The organism is Ancylomarina euxina (assembly GCF_003863355.1).
GTDB classification, from domain to species: Bacteria; Bacteroidota; Bacteroidia; order Bacteroidales; family Marinifilaceae; genus Ancylomarina; species Ancylomarina euxinus.
In genome coordinates this window covers 39,322-60,138 of record NZ_QQWG01000007.1, presented here as the reverse complement: position 1 = coordinate 60,138, position 20,817 = coordinate 39,322, and the positions used below count along the sequence as shown (strand labels likewise).

At 34.6% G+C, this 20,817-nt stretch carries 16 protein-coding genes; 7 read left to right on the top strand and 9 right to left on the bottom strand.

All coding sequences use genetic code 11. The features are described from left to right. Positions 1–96: 96 nt before the first annotated feature. From DWB61_RS08645 to DWB61_RS08640, 3 genes are all read right to left on the bottom strand, one after another. Positions 97–561 (bottom strand): hypothetical protein, encoded by a 465-nt coding sequence (locus DWB61_RS08645; protein WP_125030506.1) that lies wholly within the window; start codon positions 559–561, stop codon positions 97–99. 45 nt (positions 562–606) lie between these two features. Further along, a complete protein-coding gene (locus tag DWB61_RS17890; protein WP_262701836.1) occupies positions 607–729 on the bottom strand; it encodes a hypothetical protein in 123 nt (40 codons plus the stop codon). 752 nt (positions 730–1,481) lie between these two features. Continuing rightward, a complete protein-coding gene (locus tag DWB61_RS08640) occupies positions 1,482–5,249 on the bottom strand; it encodes a hypothetical protein (protein ID WP_125030505.1) in 3,768 nt (1,255 codons plus the stop codon). Positions 5,250–5,407: 158 nt separating this feature from the next. On the opposite strand from DWB61_RS08640, the gene DWB61_RS08635 reads away from it, so the two are divergent. The 3 genes from DWB61_RS08635 (at position 5,408) to DWB61_RS08625 (ending at position 7,200) form a co-directional block, all read left to right on the top strand. Then, on the top strand, positions 5,408–5,794 hold the full coding sequence (locus DWB61_RS08635) for a hypothetical protein (RefSeq protein WP_125030504.1): 387 nt from the start codon (positions 5,408–5,410) through the stop codon (positions 5,792–5,794). A gap of 217 nt (positions 5,795–6,011) precedes the next feature. After that, positions 6,012–6,296, top strand: a complete 285-nt coding sequence (locus tag DWB61_RS08630) for an endonuclease domain-containing protein (RefSeq protein ID WP_262701893.1) — start codon at positions 6,012–6,014, stop codon at positions 6,294–6,296. 196 nt (positions 6,297–6,492) lie between these two features. Then, positions 6,493–7,200: a DUF5715 family protein gene (locus DWB61_RS08625; RefSeq protein ID WP_125030503.1), complete on the top strand. Its 708-nt coding sequence runs from the start codon at positions 6,493–6,495 to the stop codon at positions 7,198–7,200. A gap of 241 nt (positions 7,201–7,441) precedes the next feature. Here the strand turns inward: DWB61_RS08625 and DWB61_RS08620 are convergent, their stop codons facing one another. After that, complete coding sequence (locus DWB61_RS08620) at positions 7,442–8,581, bottom strand: DEAD/DEAH box helicase (protein ID WP_125030502.1); 1,140 nt, start codon at positions 8,579–8,581, stop codon at positions 7,442–7,444. 229 nt (positions 8,582–8,810) lie between these two features. On the opposite strand from DWB61_RS08620, the gene DWB61_RS08615 reads away from it, so the two are divergent. The 4 genes from DWB61_RS08615 (at position 8,811) to DWB61_RS08600 (ending at position 14,729) form a co-directional block, all read left to right on the top strand. Further along, positions 8,811–10,904, top strand: coding sequence for a hypothetical protein (locus DWB61_RS08615; protein WP_125030501.1), 2,094 nt, complete (start codon positions 8,811–8,813; stop codon positions 10,902–10,904). A 56-nt stretch (positions 10,905–10,960) separates the two neighbouring features. Beyond that, positions 10,961–12,022, top strand: coding sequence for a DUF6340 family protein (locus DWB61_RS08610; RefSeq protein WP_125030500.1), 1,062 nt, complete (start codon positions 10,961–10,963; stop codon positions 12,020–12,022). A 116-nt stretch (positions 12,023–12,138) separates the two neighbouring features. Further along, a complete protein-coding gene (locus DWB61_RS08605; protein WP_125030499.1) occupies positions 12,139–13,371 on the top strand; it encodes a M48 family metallopeptidase in 1,233 nt (410 codons plus the stop codon). 101 nt (positions 13,372–13,472) lie between these two features. Then, positions 13,473–14,729, top strand: coding sequence for a competence/damage-inducible protein A (locus tag DWB61_RS08600; RefSeq protein WP_125030498.1), 1,257 nt, complete (start codon positions 13,473–13,475; stop codon positions 14,727–14,729). Positions 14,730–14,873: 144 nt separating this feature from the next. Here DWB61_RS08600 and DWB61_RS08595 read toward each other — a convergent pair whose 3' ends face one another. From DWB61_RS08595 to DWB61_RS08575, 5 genes are all read right to left on the bottom strand, one after another. Then, positions 14,874–15,422 (bottom strand): hypothetical protein, encoded by a 549-nt coding sequence (locus DWB61_RS08595; RefSeq protein WP_125030497.1) that lies wholly within the window; start codon positions 15,420–15,422, stop codon positions 14,874–14,876. Positions 15,423–15,468: 46 nt separating this feature from the next. Beyond that, complete coding sequence (locus tag DWB61_RS08590) at positions 15,469–16,224, bottom strand: acyl-[acyl-carrier-protein] thioesterase (protein WP_125030496.1); 756 nt, start codon at positions 16,222–16,224, stop codon at positions 15,469–15,471. Between the two features lie 23 nt (positions 16,225–16,247). Next, positions 16,248–17,423: a lipoprotein N-acyltransferase Lnb domain-containing protein gene (locus DWB61_RS08585; RefSeq protein ID WP_125030495.1), complete on the bottom strand. Its 1,176-nt coding sequence runs from the start codon at positions 17,421–17,423 to the stop codon at positions 16,248–16,250. Between the two features lie 160 nt (positions 17,424–17,583). Beyond that, positions 17,584–18,228: a LolA family protein gene (locus DWB61_RS08580; RefSeq protein ID WP_125030494.1), complete on the bottom strand. Its 645-nt coding sequence runs from the start codon at positions 18,226–18,228 to the stop codon at positions 17,584–17,586. Between the two features lie 75 nt (positions 18,229–18,303). Beyond that, a complete protein-coding gene (locus DWB61_RS08575; protein WP_125030493.1) occupies positions 18,304–20,775 on the bottom strand; it encodes an FtsK/SpoIIIE family DNA translocase in 2,472 nt (823 codons plus the stop codon). Positions 20,776–20,817 lie beyond the last annotated feature (42 nt).

The window sequence follows — 20,817 nt, the reverse complement described above, 5'->3', positions numbered from 1 at the left end:
AAAAATCTCCTTAGCCAAAGTAATTGGTTAAGGAGATTTTTTTTTAGATGAGCCTGAACAAACCTTGCTTATGCAAGTTGTCAGCATTTGTCTTCTTTATTCAATAGGAGGCAGCAAAACCTGAATAATTTTCGATTGTTTGCCCACTTTCTTTCCATCGTAAATGTAGTAAGCATAGTATTCTCTGATTTCGACTTCTTTGGGGTTCTTGCGAGGACGAGTGTCGGTAAATTTTGAATCTTTAACTGTGGTTTCAAAATCGAATTCGCTACCGTTGATTCTGGCATACAGCAAAATGCCATGCATAGGTTTTTTAGTATATGCAACTTGTGCCTGTCCACCAACCTCACGGCCTTTTAAATCAGGCTTCTTTCCGTTGGTTGTTTCGCTTTTTTCTTCATTATACAGCTCCAATTCCTGTCTGATCTCTGGTGTGATTAATGTGTTACTGTCCGACATGTGCTTGTAAGTGCGCAATTGCTTAACCAGAGAAGGATGCTCTTCGTGAAAAACCACGTTAGAATCATGAGCGATCTTTTTGTCGTCATTCTTTTTATCCAAACGTAGCTTATCTTCGCTTAAGGCCTGAATGAGAGCTTCAGTTTCTTACCTGGCTAAGATACCCGCTTCGACATACTGGGGCGCTTTTTCAAGGAAATTGTCACGTTTTCTACTGAAGTCTGCTTCTTTGGTATCCGGAAACTCTTTTTTTATAATGACAGTAGGCATAATATAAAGTTTAAATGAGTAATAAATTTTTATACTGTATATTGAAGTTAAGAAGGAATATTTTTAAAAATGATAAAAAAAATGAACTTTTTTTTAAGGAAAATGCTTAATGTGCCGAATCTACTGGTGTTTTGCAAGCTATTTTTAATGGGCTGTTAGTCTGAATATTGGTGTTTATTGAGCTTGATTTTTACTTGAAAGTTTTGAGAAAGCGTTCTGTTAAATTAAAAACGGCCTTGTTTGAGCTTTTTTTTTTTTGCTCAAAATAGATATGGCTTATCTTTCTGTTTATTAAGAGTTTGCTTGTTCTGTGGTATTTTTGTTGTAAAATAACGTTCTGTCCAGTAAAATTGTATTGTTAGGTTTTATGCATGAGGTGTTCTTAATGGAAAGTCTGATTTTATTGAAGGTTGGATTAAAATATTGGAGTGAAGTAAAAAATAGCCTTGTAAGTGTTTTTAAGCAAAATTCAATTTCCTGGAAAGTTTTGCCAAGCTACTTGAGAGTTTTACGGAGCGAATTGAATTTCTCAAGTGACACGTTGGGAAACAATCTGATCACTTTGGAGGACTAAATTGGCTCTTTTTACCCCTATTTTTCTGACGTAAAAGTTTCAAGGAGCTCATTGAAAATTTTTAGAAGGGCATTAAAAGTTTTACGACGGGCAAATTAAACTGAAAAATGGCCCTTTGTTTTTTTATTAAAATATAAATTTAAGAGCCTTAGTGCTGTTGATTATGGAAGTTGTGTTTTTACCATCTCTTATCTCCTTTATCTTTAAATCTGTCAATTTCTTTTTGCACATGTATTAAAGATCCGTTTAGAATACCACTAACTTTACTATCAATATCGCAGCTTTCTAATAGCTTTTTAATTAAATCTCTGTGCGCAATATCTTGTGGAAAGGGTGCGTATCCTGTTCCACATTTGCTACCCATATTATAAATGAATTCACTGCTAAATAGTTGGATCAAATTTTTCTCTGTGAGAGTAAATTTTTCACTCATTTTGTTAGCGATTGTGATAATCATTGCAACAAATTCTTCACTCCTATTCTCGTAGGTATTTAATGCATCGAATAAGTCAAGTAATTTATTGAGGTCTTCATATTTGTTGATTAATTCAGTTAATAACGGACTAAAGTTATTTACATCAATGTTAATTGGTCTAAGATATTCCACAAGTTCAAGGTGGTAACTGTTTTTTTTATTTAGCTCAGTATACCATTCTATGGCGGTTAAAAAATTTCGCTCAACATCTTCCGTTTTTTTATGAGGATAATTGTAATGTCTGGTAAGTGATATATCAAGGTAATCTTGTTGTTTAATGGAATCTTCAAATTTTTCTTGTAAATATTTAAATAGAGTTTCAAAACCAAAATTCAAATCAAGAAAGCTTAAAGCTGATTCAAAAAAAGTAGTATCTAAAGGAATTTTAATAGTTTCATTAAAGATGAAATCTTTAACTTCATCTTTGTGTTTTTCAACGAGTTCTTTTTCATCAAATAATGATTGGAGTAATGCTCCTTTCATTCTACCCAGTTCTTCAACCTTTAGTATTTCAGTGATAAGAGCTAGCGTTTTTGTAGAACTTAAAAACAGATATTGTGGAAGTGTGTTTTCAAGTGCCCAGAAAACTTCCTTATTTTTAGTTTTGATTACTTCTTCGAAGAATTCTAAATCTGTTTCTTGATACAGTGTTGTGTCTTGATTCCTACCATAGGTAAGCATCCAAACGACAGTTCTTTTGGAATTTACTTCTTCATTTTCCCATATTTTTTGAATTGTTGAATAGAAATAATCTTGATCATTAGTTGCCCTAATTAAAGTGGAATAGTAATTTACTTCTTTTGGGTATTGTTCTATAACTAAGTCTAATAATGAAATTGCTTTTTTGGGATATATTTTAATTAAATGACTTAATATCTCATGAAAATTAGAGTAATCATCATTAAGCATGTTCGATTTAATTTCAATTAAATCTATGAATAGAGTCTCCCAATTCGGATCATACAATTCTAGTACTCCTTGGAAAAGTTGATCAATATTATTTTTTACAGTAAAGAATTCATGGTGCAAGAGAAGGTTTAGACTTTCTTTAGCAGTATCAACATGCTCGACTAGTTCGAGTAGTTCTTTATTGATGCCTTGATATTTTTCTTGTATTTCTCTTCTTTCGAAAAGTTTTATTTGACGAATAAGTGTTATTCTCTCGTAAATATGAGGACTGTCTTTTAGAAGTTTAAATAGGAATTCATAAACTAAGTCGATCTCTTTATCCTGATTGTAGGTATACTTTTTATTTTCTACCACTTTACAATAGAATAAGGTACGAACAATTGATTCAAGGTATTTTCGTGAAACCTTATCCTTACGATGAATTGAATAAATATTAAAAAGAAGATCGAAAGCTCTTAGGCGTATGTTTTCGGTTATTTCATTTTGTGTTACTGGACGTTGTCCAATAGATATTTTTCCTGTATGCTTATCATATATTGATTCTATATCGAATTCAAGCACAAGTAAAGTCTTACAACAATTATATATATGATCTGATATGACTTCATCGCTAATATCTTCTTGGGTATAATTATTAAGCTTATCTATTAGAAAAGATTGTCTCGCACAAATAGTGCTAGGATGGTAACCGAATTCATCGAAATCATATTCTCGGTAACGAAAAATTTTGCTAAAAGCGGTTAGTTCTTGCGTGCATTCGCCATAAATCCATATCAGTTGATAAAGATTATTAAAATCTTGCTCCTTTTGTATGTTGATTGCTATCACGGATAAGATCTCAACGATAAGTTCATGAGTCTTCTTTAAAGAGTATGAATTCCATAAATTGTCTTCTTTGGTAAGCCAGAATGATTCATCTGATTTATGACTGTTAATTATATACTTTAAGGCTAAGTAACACTCTTTGGGTTTTTTGTAAGCAAATGCTCTTAAAGTTTCAAGCTTTCTATTGAGCGTATTAATGTCACTATCAGGTTCATTAAATGATGTGATGAATTTATTTAGAACTTCACTGACATTACATTTAAGCTTTGACGAATTTTCAACCTCAACAAGATTTCGTATAAACCGTTCTGTAAATGGCGTAATATCTTGTTTAAGGATGGTTGTAAGTCTATTGGCTGAATTTGTAAAAATAGCATCACTGTATGGGTCTGGAGTAATTGATATTTCGTTTGTCTTTCTTATGAATTCAATATCATTTAGATGATCAATAATTTGAATTGTGTCATCAAGGCTAATTTCATTTAATTCTGCAATTCTATTAATTTCTTCCTCAATGTTCAATATGGGAGAAAAGAAGCTAATTAGTTCGATTGTCTTATTAATTTTTTCTTCTTCTAAATATGATTTACCATGAATATCATTGATAACGTCCCTTTTAATTCCTAATACAAATTGAGAAAAGAATTCTTCTTCAGATAGGATAGAGTTATTTTTACCATTCACTATATTTTGGCATAGTGCAAGAATAACTATTGGAATACCTTTAGATAGCTCAGCATATCTAAGGATTTGACTTTCATGTGCTCTAATTGTATCCCTAAATAAACTTTTAGTTTCTTTTGGGGGTAGTTGTTTGAGTTTAATTTCTTCGAACGATTGATTGTGTGTTGAAAGTTTGTGTAATGTATCCTGAAATGAAGCCTTCCTAATGGTCAAGATAAGCTTTAGGTTTTCAATGGTGTTTGATAATGTTATTAAATCATCTAATATATGTGGATGTTTATGAGCATCATCAAATAGAACAACAATTGTCTTGTCAGATCGTAATTGATCTGCAAAGTTAACGCACTTAAATGCGTTGGCATTAAGAACTAATGCTTCAAAATCTTCATCTGTATCAATATATTGTTTGAAATACTCAATACAAAATCGAGTTTTGCCATATCCACCATCTGCTATAATAGCAATGGTGTTTTCATCAGAATATTTGATAAAATAGTCTAAATCTTGTATTTCATTTTCTCTACCAAGATAATTTCGGTGGAACTGTAATGGTAGATTCTGGTTATTCGTGTCTAATTGGTGGCTGAAAATTTTATCATATGGTACTAAAACATCTTCTAGTGCTTTATTTCTGATGGGTGTTCCTTCTAGACTTTTACTAAAATCAGTAATTAATTTCTCAATATGTTTTTCTAAACCTATAAGCCTAATTGTTTGCTGTTCTTGCATTTTAGCATCAACGTAATTCCATAATGCGAGATCTTTTTGCAATTCTAATTTAAATAATTCAATAAGTTCAGTTGTTTCATCATCTAACTTTTCTATCAGATTAGGATTTGTGGAACATTCTATGAGAAGTTCAAAATTTTTCTTTGAGAAGATTTTCTTTCGATCCCTAGTATCTGAATTCTTAGCCCAATTATCACATGCTAGATTGAAAGCATTTTGAATTTTATCGTAGAAGTTATCTTTTTTAAAAACTTTGTTGAAAGCTGTTTGTCCAGCATTTGTTATAAGATTTGCAGTTAAGCTGATTAAGAAGGCTTCTAGCATAATTTATTGTTTTGTTTGGATTTAAACCAAAGTTAACAATAGTAATTAAATTATTATGATGTATATTGATTTGTTAAATTATAAATATATGCATGTAGCCTTCTTAAGGTTAATAATATTTAAAAGGTGTTAAGCAAGTGAAGTTAAAATATTACAATATGGACAAGAATATAATTATAAAGACAAAACCTGTAGAGCTAACTGAAAAACAAAAATGTGACAACTCTTGGCAACTAAGACAAAAAATTGCCCAACAAGATTTAGAGTGTGTCCAAAAGAGCATCTTGAGGGATTTAGAGAATAATATTCCTGTTCAGTTTAAGTCAGATATTGTGGTAACACTTTCAATAAGTCTCACTACGTTAAAAATAAAAAAAGATTATTCAGAAATAAGGAATAAGAGCACTGTTCGGCTAATTCGGTATTATTTATCAAGAGATATGAATAATTTTGTAAAGGAATTGATGAAGCTTGTTAATTGTGGATTGATGTATCAGACGGATAGAGTATGGATTGTGTTGTGCGGATCTCGTTATTCCTTCTGATATTGTTACCCCAAACCCCTGAAGGGGCTTAAATGGCTTAGCTTTTTTTCAGATCCCCTTTAGGGGACTTAGGGGTATAAACATAAATTTTAAATATGGAGGTATGAGTTTAAGTGATCAGGTATCGATGTTTTATAATGCGAAGCCACATATTTTTGAAAAAGCAAAATGTTTACGTAATAGCATGACTCTTTCAGAATTAAAGCTTTAGGAGTTAATAAGAAATAAGCAGATGCTAGGTTTACGATTTAGAGCTCAGCATCCAATTGATATTTTCATTGCAGATTTTTACTGTCATTCGTTAAAATTAGTTATTGAAATTGATGGTGGTATCCATTTAAATGCTGATCAAAGGGAATATGATATTGGACGTGAGGCAGAAATTAATCATTGGGGAATTGAAGTTATTCGTTTTAATAATGATGAGCTTGAAGCTGATATAGATCAAGTTATTCGTGATATAAAACAAGCTTGTGTTAAACGTAAGATGGAGTTGGAATAGCCTTTATTATCCCAACCTATTTCCAATAATCACCCCAAACCCCTAAAGGGGCTTATGACTAGTGCTTGTTAATCCCATATTAGGGTATATAGGGGTAGTCGAAATTTAAAAATCTAGATGGGGATAAATAAGATTTCTTACTTCCCAATTTGTTGAGAACGCCTTTTTTTTACCTTTGTGCGAGTAAAATTTTGACATGGATAAAAGAAAAAAAAGGTATAGTATTCGTAAAATTCTAATGGCAGCTGTATTATTTGCAGTTAGTGTATTTTTAATAATTAGAGTTCTAAACCCTACACCCAAAGGCAAAAACATAAACAAGTTCTCTGTTTCTGTACTTACAAAAGCTGAAAAGGGAGCATTGCGCCGCTATAATAATGATTATCATCTTGAGGTCGCCCGAACAAAGGGCTTAAAAGAGCCTTTGGATTCAAGAAAGGATGATAAAGAAAGTGCTGAAGCGTTTTGTGACCGTCATGAACTTGTTGAGATTACCGATAACGAATACTATGAAATACCCCGTTTAAGCAATTCACTGCCTTACTTACAAGAATCGGCAGAAGAATTTTTAAATTTACTTGGGGAAAGGTTTTGCAATCAACTAGAAGAATTAGGTCTTAAAAAATACCGGTTTTCAATTTCATCCATATTACGGACTCTTGAAGATCAAAAATCGCTACGCAAAAGCAATGTAAACGCTACGCCAAATAGTTCATCGCATTATTATGGACGAACCTTTGATATTGTCCAAACACGTTATTTTGAGAGAGGTAATAGTACACCAGTTTATACCTACCGCCTTCGAAATATATTACTGCGTGAATTAATTAAACTTCAGGATGAGGGTAAATGTTACGTTCTTCTTGAAAGACAAACAAAATGCATTCATGTAACTGTAAGGTAATTTAGGCAGAAGGAAATGAAATGCATATTTCAAAAATAGAATTGTAAGTAAGAATGATACTCTCGCTGGTGCGCGATTATATCGCGTTCACTTATTAAAAATATAAACCACATGATAGTACCGAAACGAAGTGGAGATCTGCGAAGCTCATCGTGGGGCAGCAATAGGGTAGAAATGAATGAGATACAAAAATGCCCAGTTCAAAATTGAATTGGGCATTTTTATAGATGTCTTTCACGAATTAATAGCCATGCATATCAAATTCAGAACTATCAATCATGGTCACTTCTTTTTTCATTTTATTCTGAATCACCTTAAAGTGATGCTCTTCATCAGGAGAGATAAAAGAAATGGCTTCACCTGGTGATTCTGCACGACCGGTTCTACCAATACGGTGCACGTAATCTTTGGGCGATCGTGGTAATTCGTAGTTGACCACATAAGGAAGGAATTCAATATCGATACCACGAGCCAAAAGGTCGGTTGTAACCAATACACGAATATTTCCTGCTTTGAATCGTCTTAAACTCTCCGTACGGGAATTTTGACTTTTTCTACTGTGAATGGCAACCGCATGTACATTATTTCGGCAAAGTTTATTGGCAAGCGCATCGGCTCTAAAGGCAGAGGATGCAAAAACCAAGACTTGTTTTAGATTATTTTTTTTGATCAAATAGCGCAATAGTGGCCCTTTTTTATCATCAGTAACTAAATAGGCCACCTGGTTAATCAGTTCTAGATCTTCTTCCTTTGATTCAATTTGGATCACTTCAGGATGACGTAACAAGACTTGCTTGATATTATCAACATCTTGGCTTAAAGTCGCTGAGAACAATAGATTCTGACGCTTTTTTGGTAGAAGAGCGAAAATACGATCCATCTCGTCCTTAAAGCCCATGTTAAGCATCTTGTCTGCTTCATCAAGAACCAAAGTATCAATATCAGAAAGATGAACAGCGTTCGATTCTTCCAATTCGATTAATCGACCAGGTGTGGCAACTAGAATGCTAACCCCCTGTAGAGCGATCATTTGTGTGTTGATAGAAACTCCACCAAAAATAGCTAGTGTTTTTACTCTTTCAGGTAAAGCCATCGTAAATGTGCTAAATACTTCTTGGACCTGAACGGCAAGCTCACGTGTAGGAACTAGAACGAGAACTTTAACATGTCTGTTTTTAAGCGGTTTATTGCTCAAGTTGTTTAGGATAGGTAGGACGTAACTCGCTGTTTTACCCGATCCTGTTTTTGCAATACCTAAAACATCCTTATTGCTCAGAATAGCAGGAATAGCTTCCTTTTGAATGGGGTAGGGCTGTGAGTAATTCTCAATAGCCAAAGCTTTTAATATGAAAGGAGATAAACCTAAAGATGTAAATGACATTATTTTGATTTTAAATTATACTTGAGCATCAATTTGAATCTGCAAAGATACGCCAAATTATGTGGGGAAGCTTGAGACAGGGACTTGCTTTTTTGAAAATAGTTAAGCCTTTTTCTGTCTATTTAAATGTTCTAATGAATTATGATGAGGAAATTGCCTTTTTAGATCTTATAATAATCCAATAGATCGCAGAGTTTATTAAATTTGTTGAAACTTAAAAAATATTCTTTTGAACATCTCCATTCTAACTGAGCATTCCTTGTGGTGGTTATTGCCTATCGTTTTGTTGGCAGTCGCATTGGTGTATGCCCAGTATTATTATAAAAACGCTTTAAAGAACGATTTGTCTTCTATCAGAATATTGATTTTGGCCAGTTTGCGTGCCTTGGTTTATATTGCCCTTTTATTTTTTTTATTAAACCCACGTGTTAAATATAGTCAGGAACGCATTCAGAAACCCTTATTGATTTGGGCTCAGGATAATTCTCAATCATTATTGTCGAGTCAGGATTCTAGCTATTATAAAAATAAGTATTCTCAAGAAGTAGATGCTGTGTTAAAGAAACTCGAGAGTAAATATGAGATTCAAAAACTAAGCTTCGGGCAGGATGTTAAACTTGTTGAGGATTTTGATTTTGCAGATCAATCAAGTGATTACGCGTCCTTATTTTCATATCTCAAAAACAATATTCAAGCCAATAATCAAACGCAAGTCGTTTTGGCTGGTGATGGCTTATATAATAAGGGGAATGATCCTCGTTTCTCGGTACAAGAAGTTAAATGCCCAGTGCATACAATTGCTTTGGGCGATGAGGCGGATCAAAAAGATATATCTATACTCTCATTAAGAAGTAATAAGTTGGCCTTCCTAAAATCGAATACTCCAGTTCGTCTTGCTTTAAAAACTGATTTTTGTTCAGGAGAAAAGATTAAAATTCTAGTTCGCTCAGGTTCTGAAATTCTGTATCGAGATACGCTAAGAATTTCGGCTGATGATTTCTTTGTGGAAAAAGACTTTTTTATCTCACCAAGTCGAACGGGTTTGCAGACTTACGAACTGTATATTCAGCCTTTAAAAGGAGAGGCAAATCTTAAGAACAATACACGAAAACTGATTATTGATGTTTTAGATAGTCAACGCAAAATAGCGATATGTTACGATTCTTATCATCCAGATATTGCAGCACTGCAGTCGGCTTTACACGAAAAGGCTAACTTTTCTATCAGCTTGATTGACGTTTCGAAACAGCAAATTGATTTTTCGGATTTTAATCTGATGATCCTATATCAGTTGCCATCACTGAAAAATAATGCAACTCGTTTTTTTGATCAGCTTAAGCTTTCGAACTTACCATTCATGATGATTCTGGGTGGAGGAACAGAAATCAATCGTTTAAACCGTTTAGATTTAGGGCTGAATGTTGTTCGAGAAAATGAAGTTTTTCAAAATTCCAGAATCGAATTTGATTCAAATTTTTCACTCTTTGAAATAAGTCAGGATAATAAAGAAACCATACAAAATTTCCCACCACTACTATCACCAATGGCAAAATATCAGTTCAGCCAGGAAATAAATGTCATGGGAAATCAACTAATAAAAGGAATTTCAACTGATATTCCTTTATTCGTATTTTCTCAAAACGATGAACAAAAACAGTGCTATATATTGGGAGAGGGAATTTGGCGATGGAAATTGAATGATTATAAAAAGAACAACTCTCACGAGTGTTTTAATGGTTTAATTAATCAGATGGTTCAATATCTTGCTCTGAGAGTGAAAAAGAATCAGTTAAATATTCAGTACGATAAAGTATATAAGGAAACGGATGAAATTCAAATAGAAGCCCAGCTTTATAATAAAAGCTACCAAGCAACGAATATTGCTGACATTAAGTTTTTATTGAAGAATGAAAAAGGGGAGGAATTTGCTTATCAGTTCGAAAGACTAGGAAACGTTTATAAGTTAGAATTGAATAATCTGCCTTCGGGTAATTACCAGTTTGAAGTAAAAACAAAAGCTTTTGATCAGGAACTCGTTCAAAACGGAGCTTTTGTGGTTAGTTCTGAAAAATTGGAAGCGAAGGAATTGAAAGCTAATCCTGTTCTATTAAAAGACTTGTCAGAACTGACTAGTGGTATGCATTTTACATTATATCAGATGTTACAATTGTCTGATAGTCTTTTGATCAATAATAAGGTGAAGTCTCGAATTTCAGTTGAAAATAATTTCAGTTCTGTACTTAATTTTATCTGGATTTTATGTTTTGTTATAATAGTGCTGGTTTTGGAATGGTTTTTGAGAAAGTATTGGCTCGGGATCTAATTATATGTCTAGTTCCTGATGCTATTTTAACCCCAACTGTCCTAAATAATTAATTTATGAAATTTACAATATCCTTATTAAGGTTTGTATGTCTAGGTGTTTTATCACTCATGCTATCATTACCTGCTTGCAAAACAATATCTCAAGTTCAGTTTCAGGCTTTGGAAGCACCTCAGGTAGTTCTACCTTCCGATGTGAGTCGTATCGCCTTTGTTGATCGGAATCAGTATTTCCCATCCGATTCAGTCATGCATTATTATTCTGTTACTAGTGTGTCAATAAAAGATACAATTGATCATACTCAGAATATGTCATTGAATTGTTATCAAGGTTTTGTTGAGAACTTATCTGAATTCTGGTCACAAGATTCTATTCCTTTTATTCGTCTTCCTAAAAAAATAATGCCAGACACAACTCGCCATTTTGCGCCTTTAAGTTGGGAAACCGTTGATAGTATTTGCATCGCAAGTCAATCAGATGTATTGGTTGTTTTAGAAGATATCAAAGCTTTTAATAAACATGATATTGTTGAAGGAGATGCTTATTGGGCTTTTACTGAGGTGAATTATTATGGCAGATGGCGCATATACGATCCCTTATACAAGAAGTTTTATGACGAAAGATTATTAGTTGATAGTTTATTTATGGAAACTTCAGATGCGAGTTTTAATAAATTAGTGTCTGAAAAATTACCAAGCAGGGAGCAAATGTTGAATGATGCGTCCTATGAACTGGGTAGGACTTATGTCGATTTAATTTCTCCTAGATGGGTCGATGTTAGTCGTGATTATTTTGTTTCGGGTGACAAACGTTTATCTGCGGCTCTTTATTTTATGAATAAGAATGAGTTTGATAGTGCCATAAATATCTGGAAAAGTTTGATCAGTGAGAATGATTTGAAGTTAGCTGGGCGTGCTGCCTATAATTTAGCTGTCGTTCATGAAATGAGAGGGGACTTGAAAAACGCAATGGGCTGGATACGCAAATCCATCTATTTTTACCAAAAGATGAAAAATAGATCTGGTGAATACAAAGAAATAGAAGCTTATGCATTAGTTTTGAACTCCCGTTGGGATAACGGAAAGAAAATTAAACGATTCTTTGGTGAAGGTGAGTAGCTTGAAAGGTTAAAGTGTAAAAGACAACTTCTCTTTTTATTTCACATCACAATTTGACTCCGCTCAATGCAAGTCACATCATTAAATTAACACATCAACATATCATCACATCATCCATGTCTACTGAATTAATTCTTACACTCATTTTGGTCATATTAAGTCTGGACTTTATACTGGAACGGATACTCGATATTTTAAATAGAAAGAACTGGACAGCCGTAATTCCTAAAGCTCTTGAAGGAATATACGATAACGAAAAGTATGCGAAATCACAAGCCTATGAGAAGGATAAACATCGCATAGGTCTCTTTTCTTCAGTTCTGAGTTTTATTGTCACTATTTTGATGATAGTCGCTGGCGGTTTCGCTTGGGTTGATGATTTTGTACGTCTTTATTTGTCAAATCCAATAACAGTTGCTTTAGGCTTTTTTGCTTTCATCATGGTGGGTTCAAGCCTGATTAGTTTCCCCTTTTCATACTACTCGACTTTTGTGATCGAAGAAAAATTCGGCTTTAACCGAAGTACATTAAAAACATTCTTAGCTGATAAACTCAAAGGTGGTTTACTAACAGCCATTTTAGGCGGAGGAATTCTGGCACTCATCATCTGGATTTACACGATGACAACCACTAATTTCTGGTGGATGGCTTGGGCTTTGATTGCTTTCTTTATGGTATTTATGAGTATGTTCTATTCTTCATTAGTTGTTCCACTTTTCAACAAGCAAACTCGCTTGGAAGAGGGGGAGTTGAATACAGCTATAAGTAGTCTTGCTGAAAAAGTCGGTTTTAAACTCGACAATATTTATGTGATGGATGGTTCGAAACGTTCATCGAAGGGAAATGCTTATTTTTCAGGCTTAGGTTCGCGCAAAAGAATCGTTTTATTCGATACATTGATAGAAGAACTATCAACTGAGGAAATTGTAGCCGTCTTGGCTCATGAAATCGGTCACTATAAAAAGAAACACACGCTGAGTTCAATCATTTTGGGGCTTTTACAAACGGGCGTTATGTTTTATATTTTCTCATTATTAATCGGAAATGCAAGTTTGTCAGAAGCTTTGGGCACGACTAATCATAGTTTTCATTTAGGTTTGATTGCCTTTGGTATTTTATATTCTCCTATATCGACTTTCTTAGGTTTAGGAATGAATGTTCTATCCAGAAAGAATGAATATGAGGCTGATGCCTATGCTACCGAAAACTACAATTCAAAAGCTTTAGCAGATGGATTGAAGAAATTATCGGTGAGCTCCTTGAGTAACTTAACACCACACCCTGCTTACGTGTTTTTCTATTATTCACATCCAACTTTGTTGCAGCGCTTAAATGCCATGAAGGATTAATAAAACCTGTTAGAGTCAAGCGAAGCTTGTCCTGACAGAGTTTAGATAAAGGATAAAGGGGAGATCGAAAATCGATAACCGAAAATTTTATTTTAAAAATAATGCAAGCAGAAATTATAACCATTGGTGACGAAATATTGATTGGACAAATTGTTGATACCAATTCGGCATGGATGTCTAAGGAGTTGAATGCCATTGGAATTTCAGTGAATCGAATCACCAGCATTTCTGATACTAAGGATGCCATCGTTTCTTCAATTGAAGAGGCCATATCGCGTGTTGATTTGGTGTTGATGACGGGTGGACTTGGTCCAACCAACGACGATATTACTAAAAAGACCTTGAGTGATTATTTTGCTTGTGAACTAGTACAGGATGAGGGACTTTATGCAAAGATTGAAGAGCGTTTAGCACGATACAAAATTGGAATGAATGCCTTTAATCGTGAACAAGCTCTTGTTCCCGAAGGGGCTAGAATTATACCTAACGATTTTGGTACGGCACCTTGTATGTGGTTTTCCAGAGATAATAAGCATGTTATTTCCATGCCGGGTGTTCCTTTTGAGATGAAGAATATCATGCAATCTAGGCTATTACCCATTTTAAGTGAAGAGTTTGATTGTCCTTATGTGTTGCACCAAACGGTTATGGTTCAAGGCTTGGGCGAATCTGTTTTGGCTGAGATATTACAAGATTGGGAAGCTAAGCTTCCATCTGTAGTTAAGTTGGCCTACTTGCCGTCTCCAGGCGTTGTTCGCCTACGTATGAGTTTGTTGGGTGATGATGAGTCTGAATTGAAGGCCATTGTTGAGAATCAACTTAAAGGGCTGAAAGCTATTTTGGGAGAACGCATATTTGCTTTTGATGATGAGAAAATCGAGCAGGTGATTGCCAATCTCCTTTTAGATAAAAAGAAAACTGTTTCTACCGCAGAATCTTGTACCGGCGGAAATATGGCACATATGCTTACTTCAATGGCCGGCAGTTCAGCTTATTTTAAAGGCTCAGTTGTGGCTTATTCCAATGAGGTAAAAGCAAGTGTATTAGGTGTGAATACGAATAGTTTGGAAGAGTTTGGTGCAGTAAGCCAGCAAGTCGTTGAACAGATGGCTACAGGGGCTTGTAAGGCTATCGGAACGGATTATGCCATTGCTACATCAGGTATTGCCGGACCCGACGGAGGAACAGAAGAAAAGCCTGTGGGAACTGTTTGGATTGCCATAGCAACAGCAGACAAAGTCATTTCTGAGAAATTTGTTTTCTCAAAAGAACGTGGGCGTAATATTAGAATGGCTTCTCTGGCTGGTTTTAATATGCTGCGGAAGATGATATTGAATGTTGAAAAGATGATGGGGTAATTTGTTAATGTGAGGATGAGGGCCCACAACTCAGCTTCTGTGGATTTGAAATCCACAGGTAAGGTGTATAAGGATTTGTAATCCGAAATAGACGGTAAATTAATCTGCTAAGCTAATTCTGAAATACAAGTCAATAGTTTAAGTTTAAAAATACATCATCAGCGCAACCCCCAAACCTAAGCCAGCCAAAACCAAGGAGATTTTGTGTTTATCGGTTTTGAAAAAAGTTAGCATCAGTGTACAAATAAGTAGGCTTAAAAAGCTGACAATCAGAAATCCAGTGGAACTCCCTAAGTTGTAGCCCAAATATGCCATGAATTTGACACTAGTCCCCAGTGCTGCTTTGTAATGCAAACTAAGTATGAAACCTTGCATAATACCAATCAGAACAAAAATATTGTAGTGAAGAGTCGAAATTCGATTACTGAAAATAGCATTTAAAGAAACAATTACCAGGCATATAATTGCGAGCAGATGTATTGTTGTTTTTGTAAGGCTAACGGCTTTGAATATAGCTAGGGATAATCCCACCAAAGATCCAGAGCAAAGAGCCAAAAGAATTAGAAGATAGGTTTTCCAATCTTTGAAACTAAAGAAAGCTCCAATAATGATCAGAAAAAGTATTTGATGAATTGCCGAAACTCGGCATAAATGTTTGAGTGCAATCTCGAAGCTGTAAATTAATTGATCCATGTTGTGACTTAGTAATTAGAGGATGGCTTTTTTGTTAAAAAAAAACTTAATAGTTAATATGGTTGAATAGAATTCGAGCTCGACAGTTTTCTTTGCCAGTTGTACTGCTTTTAATCTTGCAGTTCATGTGGTTATCATCATCCAACTCCTGATAAATCTGAATGTATTCACCCAGTTTTAATTCATGCAGAAAGTTAATTTCCAATTCAGAAATAGGTTTCTCAGTTAATTGTTCATGAGGGAATGCGTCTATTAACCATTTTAAATATTTCACATTGTTTACATGACGATTGATATCAATATCAGAATAGTGAATTTTCATTTCCTCGATAAGTTCAGCTTCCTGAGATAGGGGAGGTAATTTATCGAGTTCCTCTTCGAAAACTTCAGTGTAATTACCAATAGGCATATTCTTTACAACATCGTGAGGACGAAGTGGTCGATGTGTCTTTAGATCGACAACCAACCAGTAAGAACTCGCTAGAGCAATAATCTGATCATCTGCGTCGAAAATACGAAAGTCTCGCGCTCCGAAAAGACTTTTTAGTCCAGTTGGGAAAGTTTCGATTCGAATGGTTTCTTTCCACTTCGCGGGACGTATGATTTTAATTTTCATACGCGAAAGGACCCATGCATGATTCTTTTGATTTAAATCCTCTAGGCCTTGTCCAATCAGATCAACATGATTCCCCGCAACTTCCTGCAGGTAATTACAAAGACTTGTGAGTTTTGCATTACCATGCCAATCAGTATCGAAAGAACCGATTGTGAATTCTTGGCTGTATATACTTAAATCTGTCATTAGAAAAAAAAGACAATTAATGATTAGGAACGCCTTGCATTAAAAATTGATCGAATAAGAATCAAAACCACAAAAGGTAAAATTGTATACGGCAATTCTTGTGGCATAATAGGCCAGATGGCTATCACTAAAAGCAAAAATATTGAATGATATTTGAAGTAACTTTTTACCCAAGCAGGTCTGTTTTTCTTAAAAAGAACATGTATTAATGGCAGATGAATAGGTAATGCCCAAAGAATATTAAAGTTAGGTCCCATGGCCTGATGATCGGTTAAAAACCAAAGAAACAGAATGACAAAGCCAAATAAAGAGGTGACACCAAATACAAGCACATCGAGTAGTACGAATCGCTTTTTATTTTTGATAGAACTTAATGTGAGTAGTAGTCCAATTAAAGCAATAATTCCAAAAATAAACAAGGGGTGTTTATACCATGGAGTAGGTGTTTGGATCGCTCTTTCACTAAGAACGGTATTTTCTTGACGAACAAGCTTGCTGGTTTGGGAGTTTTGCGCAATGACAGCCTGATCGAAACCGATTTTTAGCATGTCGGGTAAAAACATTTTTTGATAATGGCTAGCCTCAGCATCACAAGATAAACCTAATGCCAGATTTATACCTGTATAGATCCAAGGTGTTTCTGTCATATACAAACTAAGTAGTTCCCGATAAGTTTGTTCATTTGTTATATTTGAATCTTTATATTCAAGTTGGCCTGCGACCTCTTTTTGAATAATATCGCGAATCATGCTAGAGCAATTCTTGAATAGGAAATCGTAAGTGTAGTAACGGTTCTTAGGATGATAGTTTTCCCAAAGTGCTTTTATAAGTTTTTGTTTTGAATCAGAGCTTAAGTTTAATTCTTGTTCAACAACAGACTGCTTACTTCTTTTGTAAGACGCTTTAAAATCCTCAAAAGAATTGATCCCGAGATTGTATTTTAATTTTCCTCTAACGAATTTAGGATAAAAATTTGGCGTATTAAAATCAAAAATACCATAGTTGAAAACGAGATCTAATTTTCTGGAAGAATCCTGTACGCGAATAGCAGAATGCCCAAAAAGTGAATAGAGCTCTAGTCCAGGAGAACAAGTAAGTATGCTAATCTGAATGTTATCTGTGGTTTCTTGTGCTTGCACTTTTCCATTTGGCTTGGCAAGTAAGAGTGTAAGAAAGAGTAAAATGAGTAGGTTTCGCATAGTTGTGTGTTATTTCTCCCCGAAGATAATGATTTTTGTAGCTTGGCTGTTAAATAGCTTTGTCAAGATTACTTCTTTTTTATAAATAATATTTGTTTGAACTAAAACTGCCCCATTCAAATTGAATAGGGCAGTTTTAAATGCTTGTCTAAGCGATGTTTTATCTCATATCTATAACTTCAACATTGGGATGTGCTGCTTGATCGAATACAAAATCAGAATCTTTGAAGTCGATGTTGGGTTGAAAGTCTTTGATTTTAATGGTGATATTATTGCCGTCTTTTCCAATTGAAACCAGAGATTTCATTTCTAAAGTCTTTGTATCAATATGAAGTCTGATTCTGGAAAATGGTCTTTCTTCATCTAAAGGGAATAGATCGATAACGTGAAAAGAGCCTGCAGAAGTTGTTTGTTCTTCTATATAGCTAAATTTGAAGCCCGTTTCGTATAAAGTGAATATTTGAGTTGGGTTTAAACCACTTTCTTCATCCTCTTTATCTTGCATCTTAATATTTACTTCCTCCGCATCCACCAAATGCTGGTAAATGGTTTTACCATCAAAATAAGTATAAACATCCATCAAGTATAAGCGATATTTATTCCCTTTGAGAATTATGTTTCCTGCTGAACTTTCATGAACATCTTCTTCAGCATTATCCATATTGAAAGTAAACTCAGCCTTTATGCTGCTGTATTCTTTATTGATTGCAGATACTTGATCTAAAATTGTTTTTGCCTTATTCTTCTGAGCAGAAACATTCAAACTTAATAGTGTGATAATTATTAGTGAAATATACTTTGTCATATTTTTAAAAAATTTATTTTTTGAGAGATTGAAAATGTCTTTTTGATAGTTTTGGTTATTCAATTATTGTGCCAGTTAAGCTAAGACCTGAGATAATAATTTCTCCAATGAATAATCATCAGAGATTAAAACCTGACGGGCCTTACTTCCTTCGAAAGGTCCAACAATACCCGCTGCCTCAAGTTGATCGACAATGCGACCGGCTCTGTTGTAACCAATAGAAAAACGACGTTGAATGGCAGACGTCGATCCCTGTTGAGAACCAACAACCAATCGGGCTGCTTCTTCAAAAAGAGCATCACGTTTTTGCAAGTCAATTTCTGCCAGATTCTCGTTACTTTCTGAAACGTATTCGGGAAGCATTAATGCCGAGGGGTAAGCTTGTTGTTTTTGAATATAGGTAGTGAGCGCTTCTACTTCTGGAGTATCAACAAAGGCACATTGTACACGAATCAATTCACTTCCCAGAGAGATTAGCATGTCACCACGCCCAATTAACTGGTTGGCTCCAGGGCTGTCTAGAATCGTTCGGGAGTCAATCATCGATGCGACTTTAAAGGCAATTCGAGCTGGGAAATTGGCTTTAATCACACCAGTAATAATATTGGTTGATGGTCGTTGTGTCGCAATAATCATATGAATACCAATGGCACGAGCCAGCTGGGCAATACGAGCAATCGGGGTTTCAACTTCCTTACCAGCTGTCATAATTAAATCGGCAAACTCATCGATAATTACAACGATATATGGCAGGTAACGGTGTCCGTTTTCAGGATTAAGTTTACGTTTTACAAATTTGGTATTGTATTCGATAATGTTTCGAGCATGTGCTTTTTTAAGCAGATCGTAACGGGAATCCATTTCAACACAAAGCGAATTAAGAGTCGCAATGACTTTATGAATATCGGTGATAATAGCCTCTTCCTCCTCGGGTAGTTTGGCAAGAAAATGCTTCTCAATAGTTGAATAAATATTCAATTCAACCTTCTTGGGATCGATCAGTACAAACTTAAGTTGCGAAGGATGCTTTTTGTAAAGCAATGAAGTAATGATTGCATTTAGACCAACAGATTTACCTTGTCCGGTAGCACCAGCAACCAAAAGGTGAGGCATTTTAGCTAGGTCGAGGGTATAAGTTTCGTTTGAGATGGTTTTACCCAATGCAACTGGAAGCGCATATTTTGATTCCTGAAATTTCTTTGACGCAATAATGCTCTTCATTGAAACAATTTCAGGTGTACGGTTGGGTACTTCGATACCAATGGTTCCTCGTCCAGGAATTGGTGCGATAATACGAATTCCTAATGCAGCTAAACTTAGTGCAATATCATCTTCAAGATTTTTGATTTTAGAGATTCGAACACCAGGAGCAGGCACAATTTCGTATAGCGTAACAGTTGGACCGATTGTCGCTTTTATCTGTGTAATTTCAATTTTATAATTGCGAAGCGTGTCAACAATTTTAATTTTATTACTTTCAAGTTCTTCTTTACTAACTTCTGAATTGTTTATATGGTGATCTTCCAAAAGATCAAGTCCTGGATAATTGTAGTTAGATAAATCTAATGTAGGGTCAAAATCATCCATAGGAGCATGATTGATTGAGACACTTTCCTCTTTAACGCGAACAGCTTCAATAGTTAATTCAACATCAATGTCATCATTATCTTGTTTATTAGTGCTTGGGATAGTTTCTAAATCTGATTCAACGTCAAGCTCGATTTCACTACTTTGATTAATTGCAAGTTCGTCATCTTGATCTTCCTCTTCAAGCTCTGAAATAAATTCTTCTTCGAGCTCAACTTCAAACTGTTTATTATTTGATTCTTCAATTTGAATAGAATCTCTAATAAATTCATCTTGAAAATCCGTTTCATTTTCAAACGCATCATCGTCTTCATCTTCATCGAGTTCCAATTCGTTAACTTCTGGTTTAGCTTTTCTTTTGAAAGGCTTTTTCATATGGGTTACTGCATTTTTAAAACCAAAGGCTATCAAACTAAAGAAACAGATGATGATGATGAAAAGAGTTCCTACATTTCCAATCAGTGAAATTAACCATTCACTAATAAAATAGCCATGAGTCCCACCTAAATAGAGGAAGCTGGTGCTAGTTGAGTCAACAAATAAGAAGGCAAGTAATACTGAGCCCCATATACTGAATAATAAGGTATAAAGAATACTTTTCTTGAGGGATTGAATTTTTATTCCGAACAAACGAATTGACAAAACAGTAAGTATGTAGAGTATAGAACATGCTGCTATTCCAAATCCTTTGTTTATTAATAAATTCGAAAGAAAAGCACCTGTTTTACCAGTCCAGTTTTCTACTCGAATACCTGAGTTAAAAAGAAGTTCGAGTAATTGAATGTCCAATTTGGATTGGTCGGCACCTCCCGTAAAGAAGAAGGATACAAATGCTAAACCTAGATATATGGTAAATAAACTAGAACTGATTCCTAGAATAAATCGAATACGTTCATCTAATAAAAAAGAAGGTGTTGTAAACCACTTCTTTTTTGTTTTTGTGTTTCTTTTTTTTGCCATTGAGTATGTTTTTCCTGCTTATAATCTGATGTGAAAGTAATA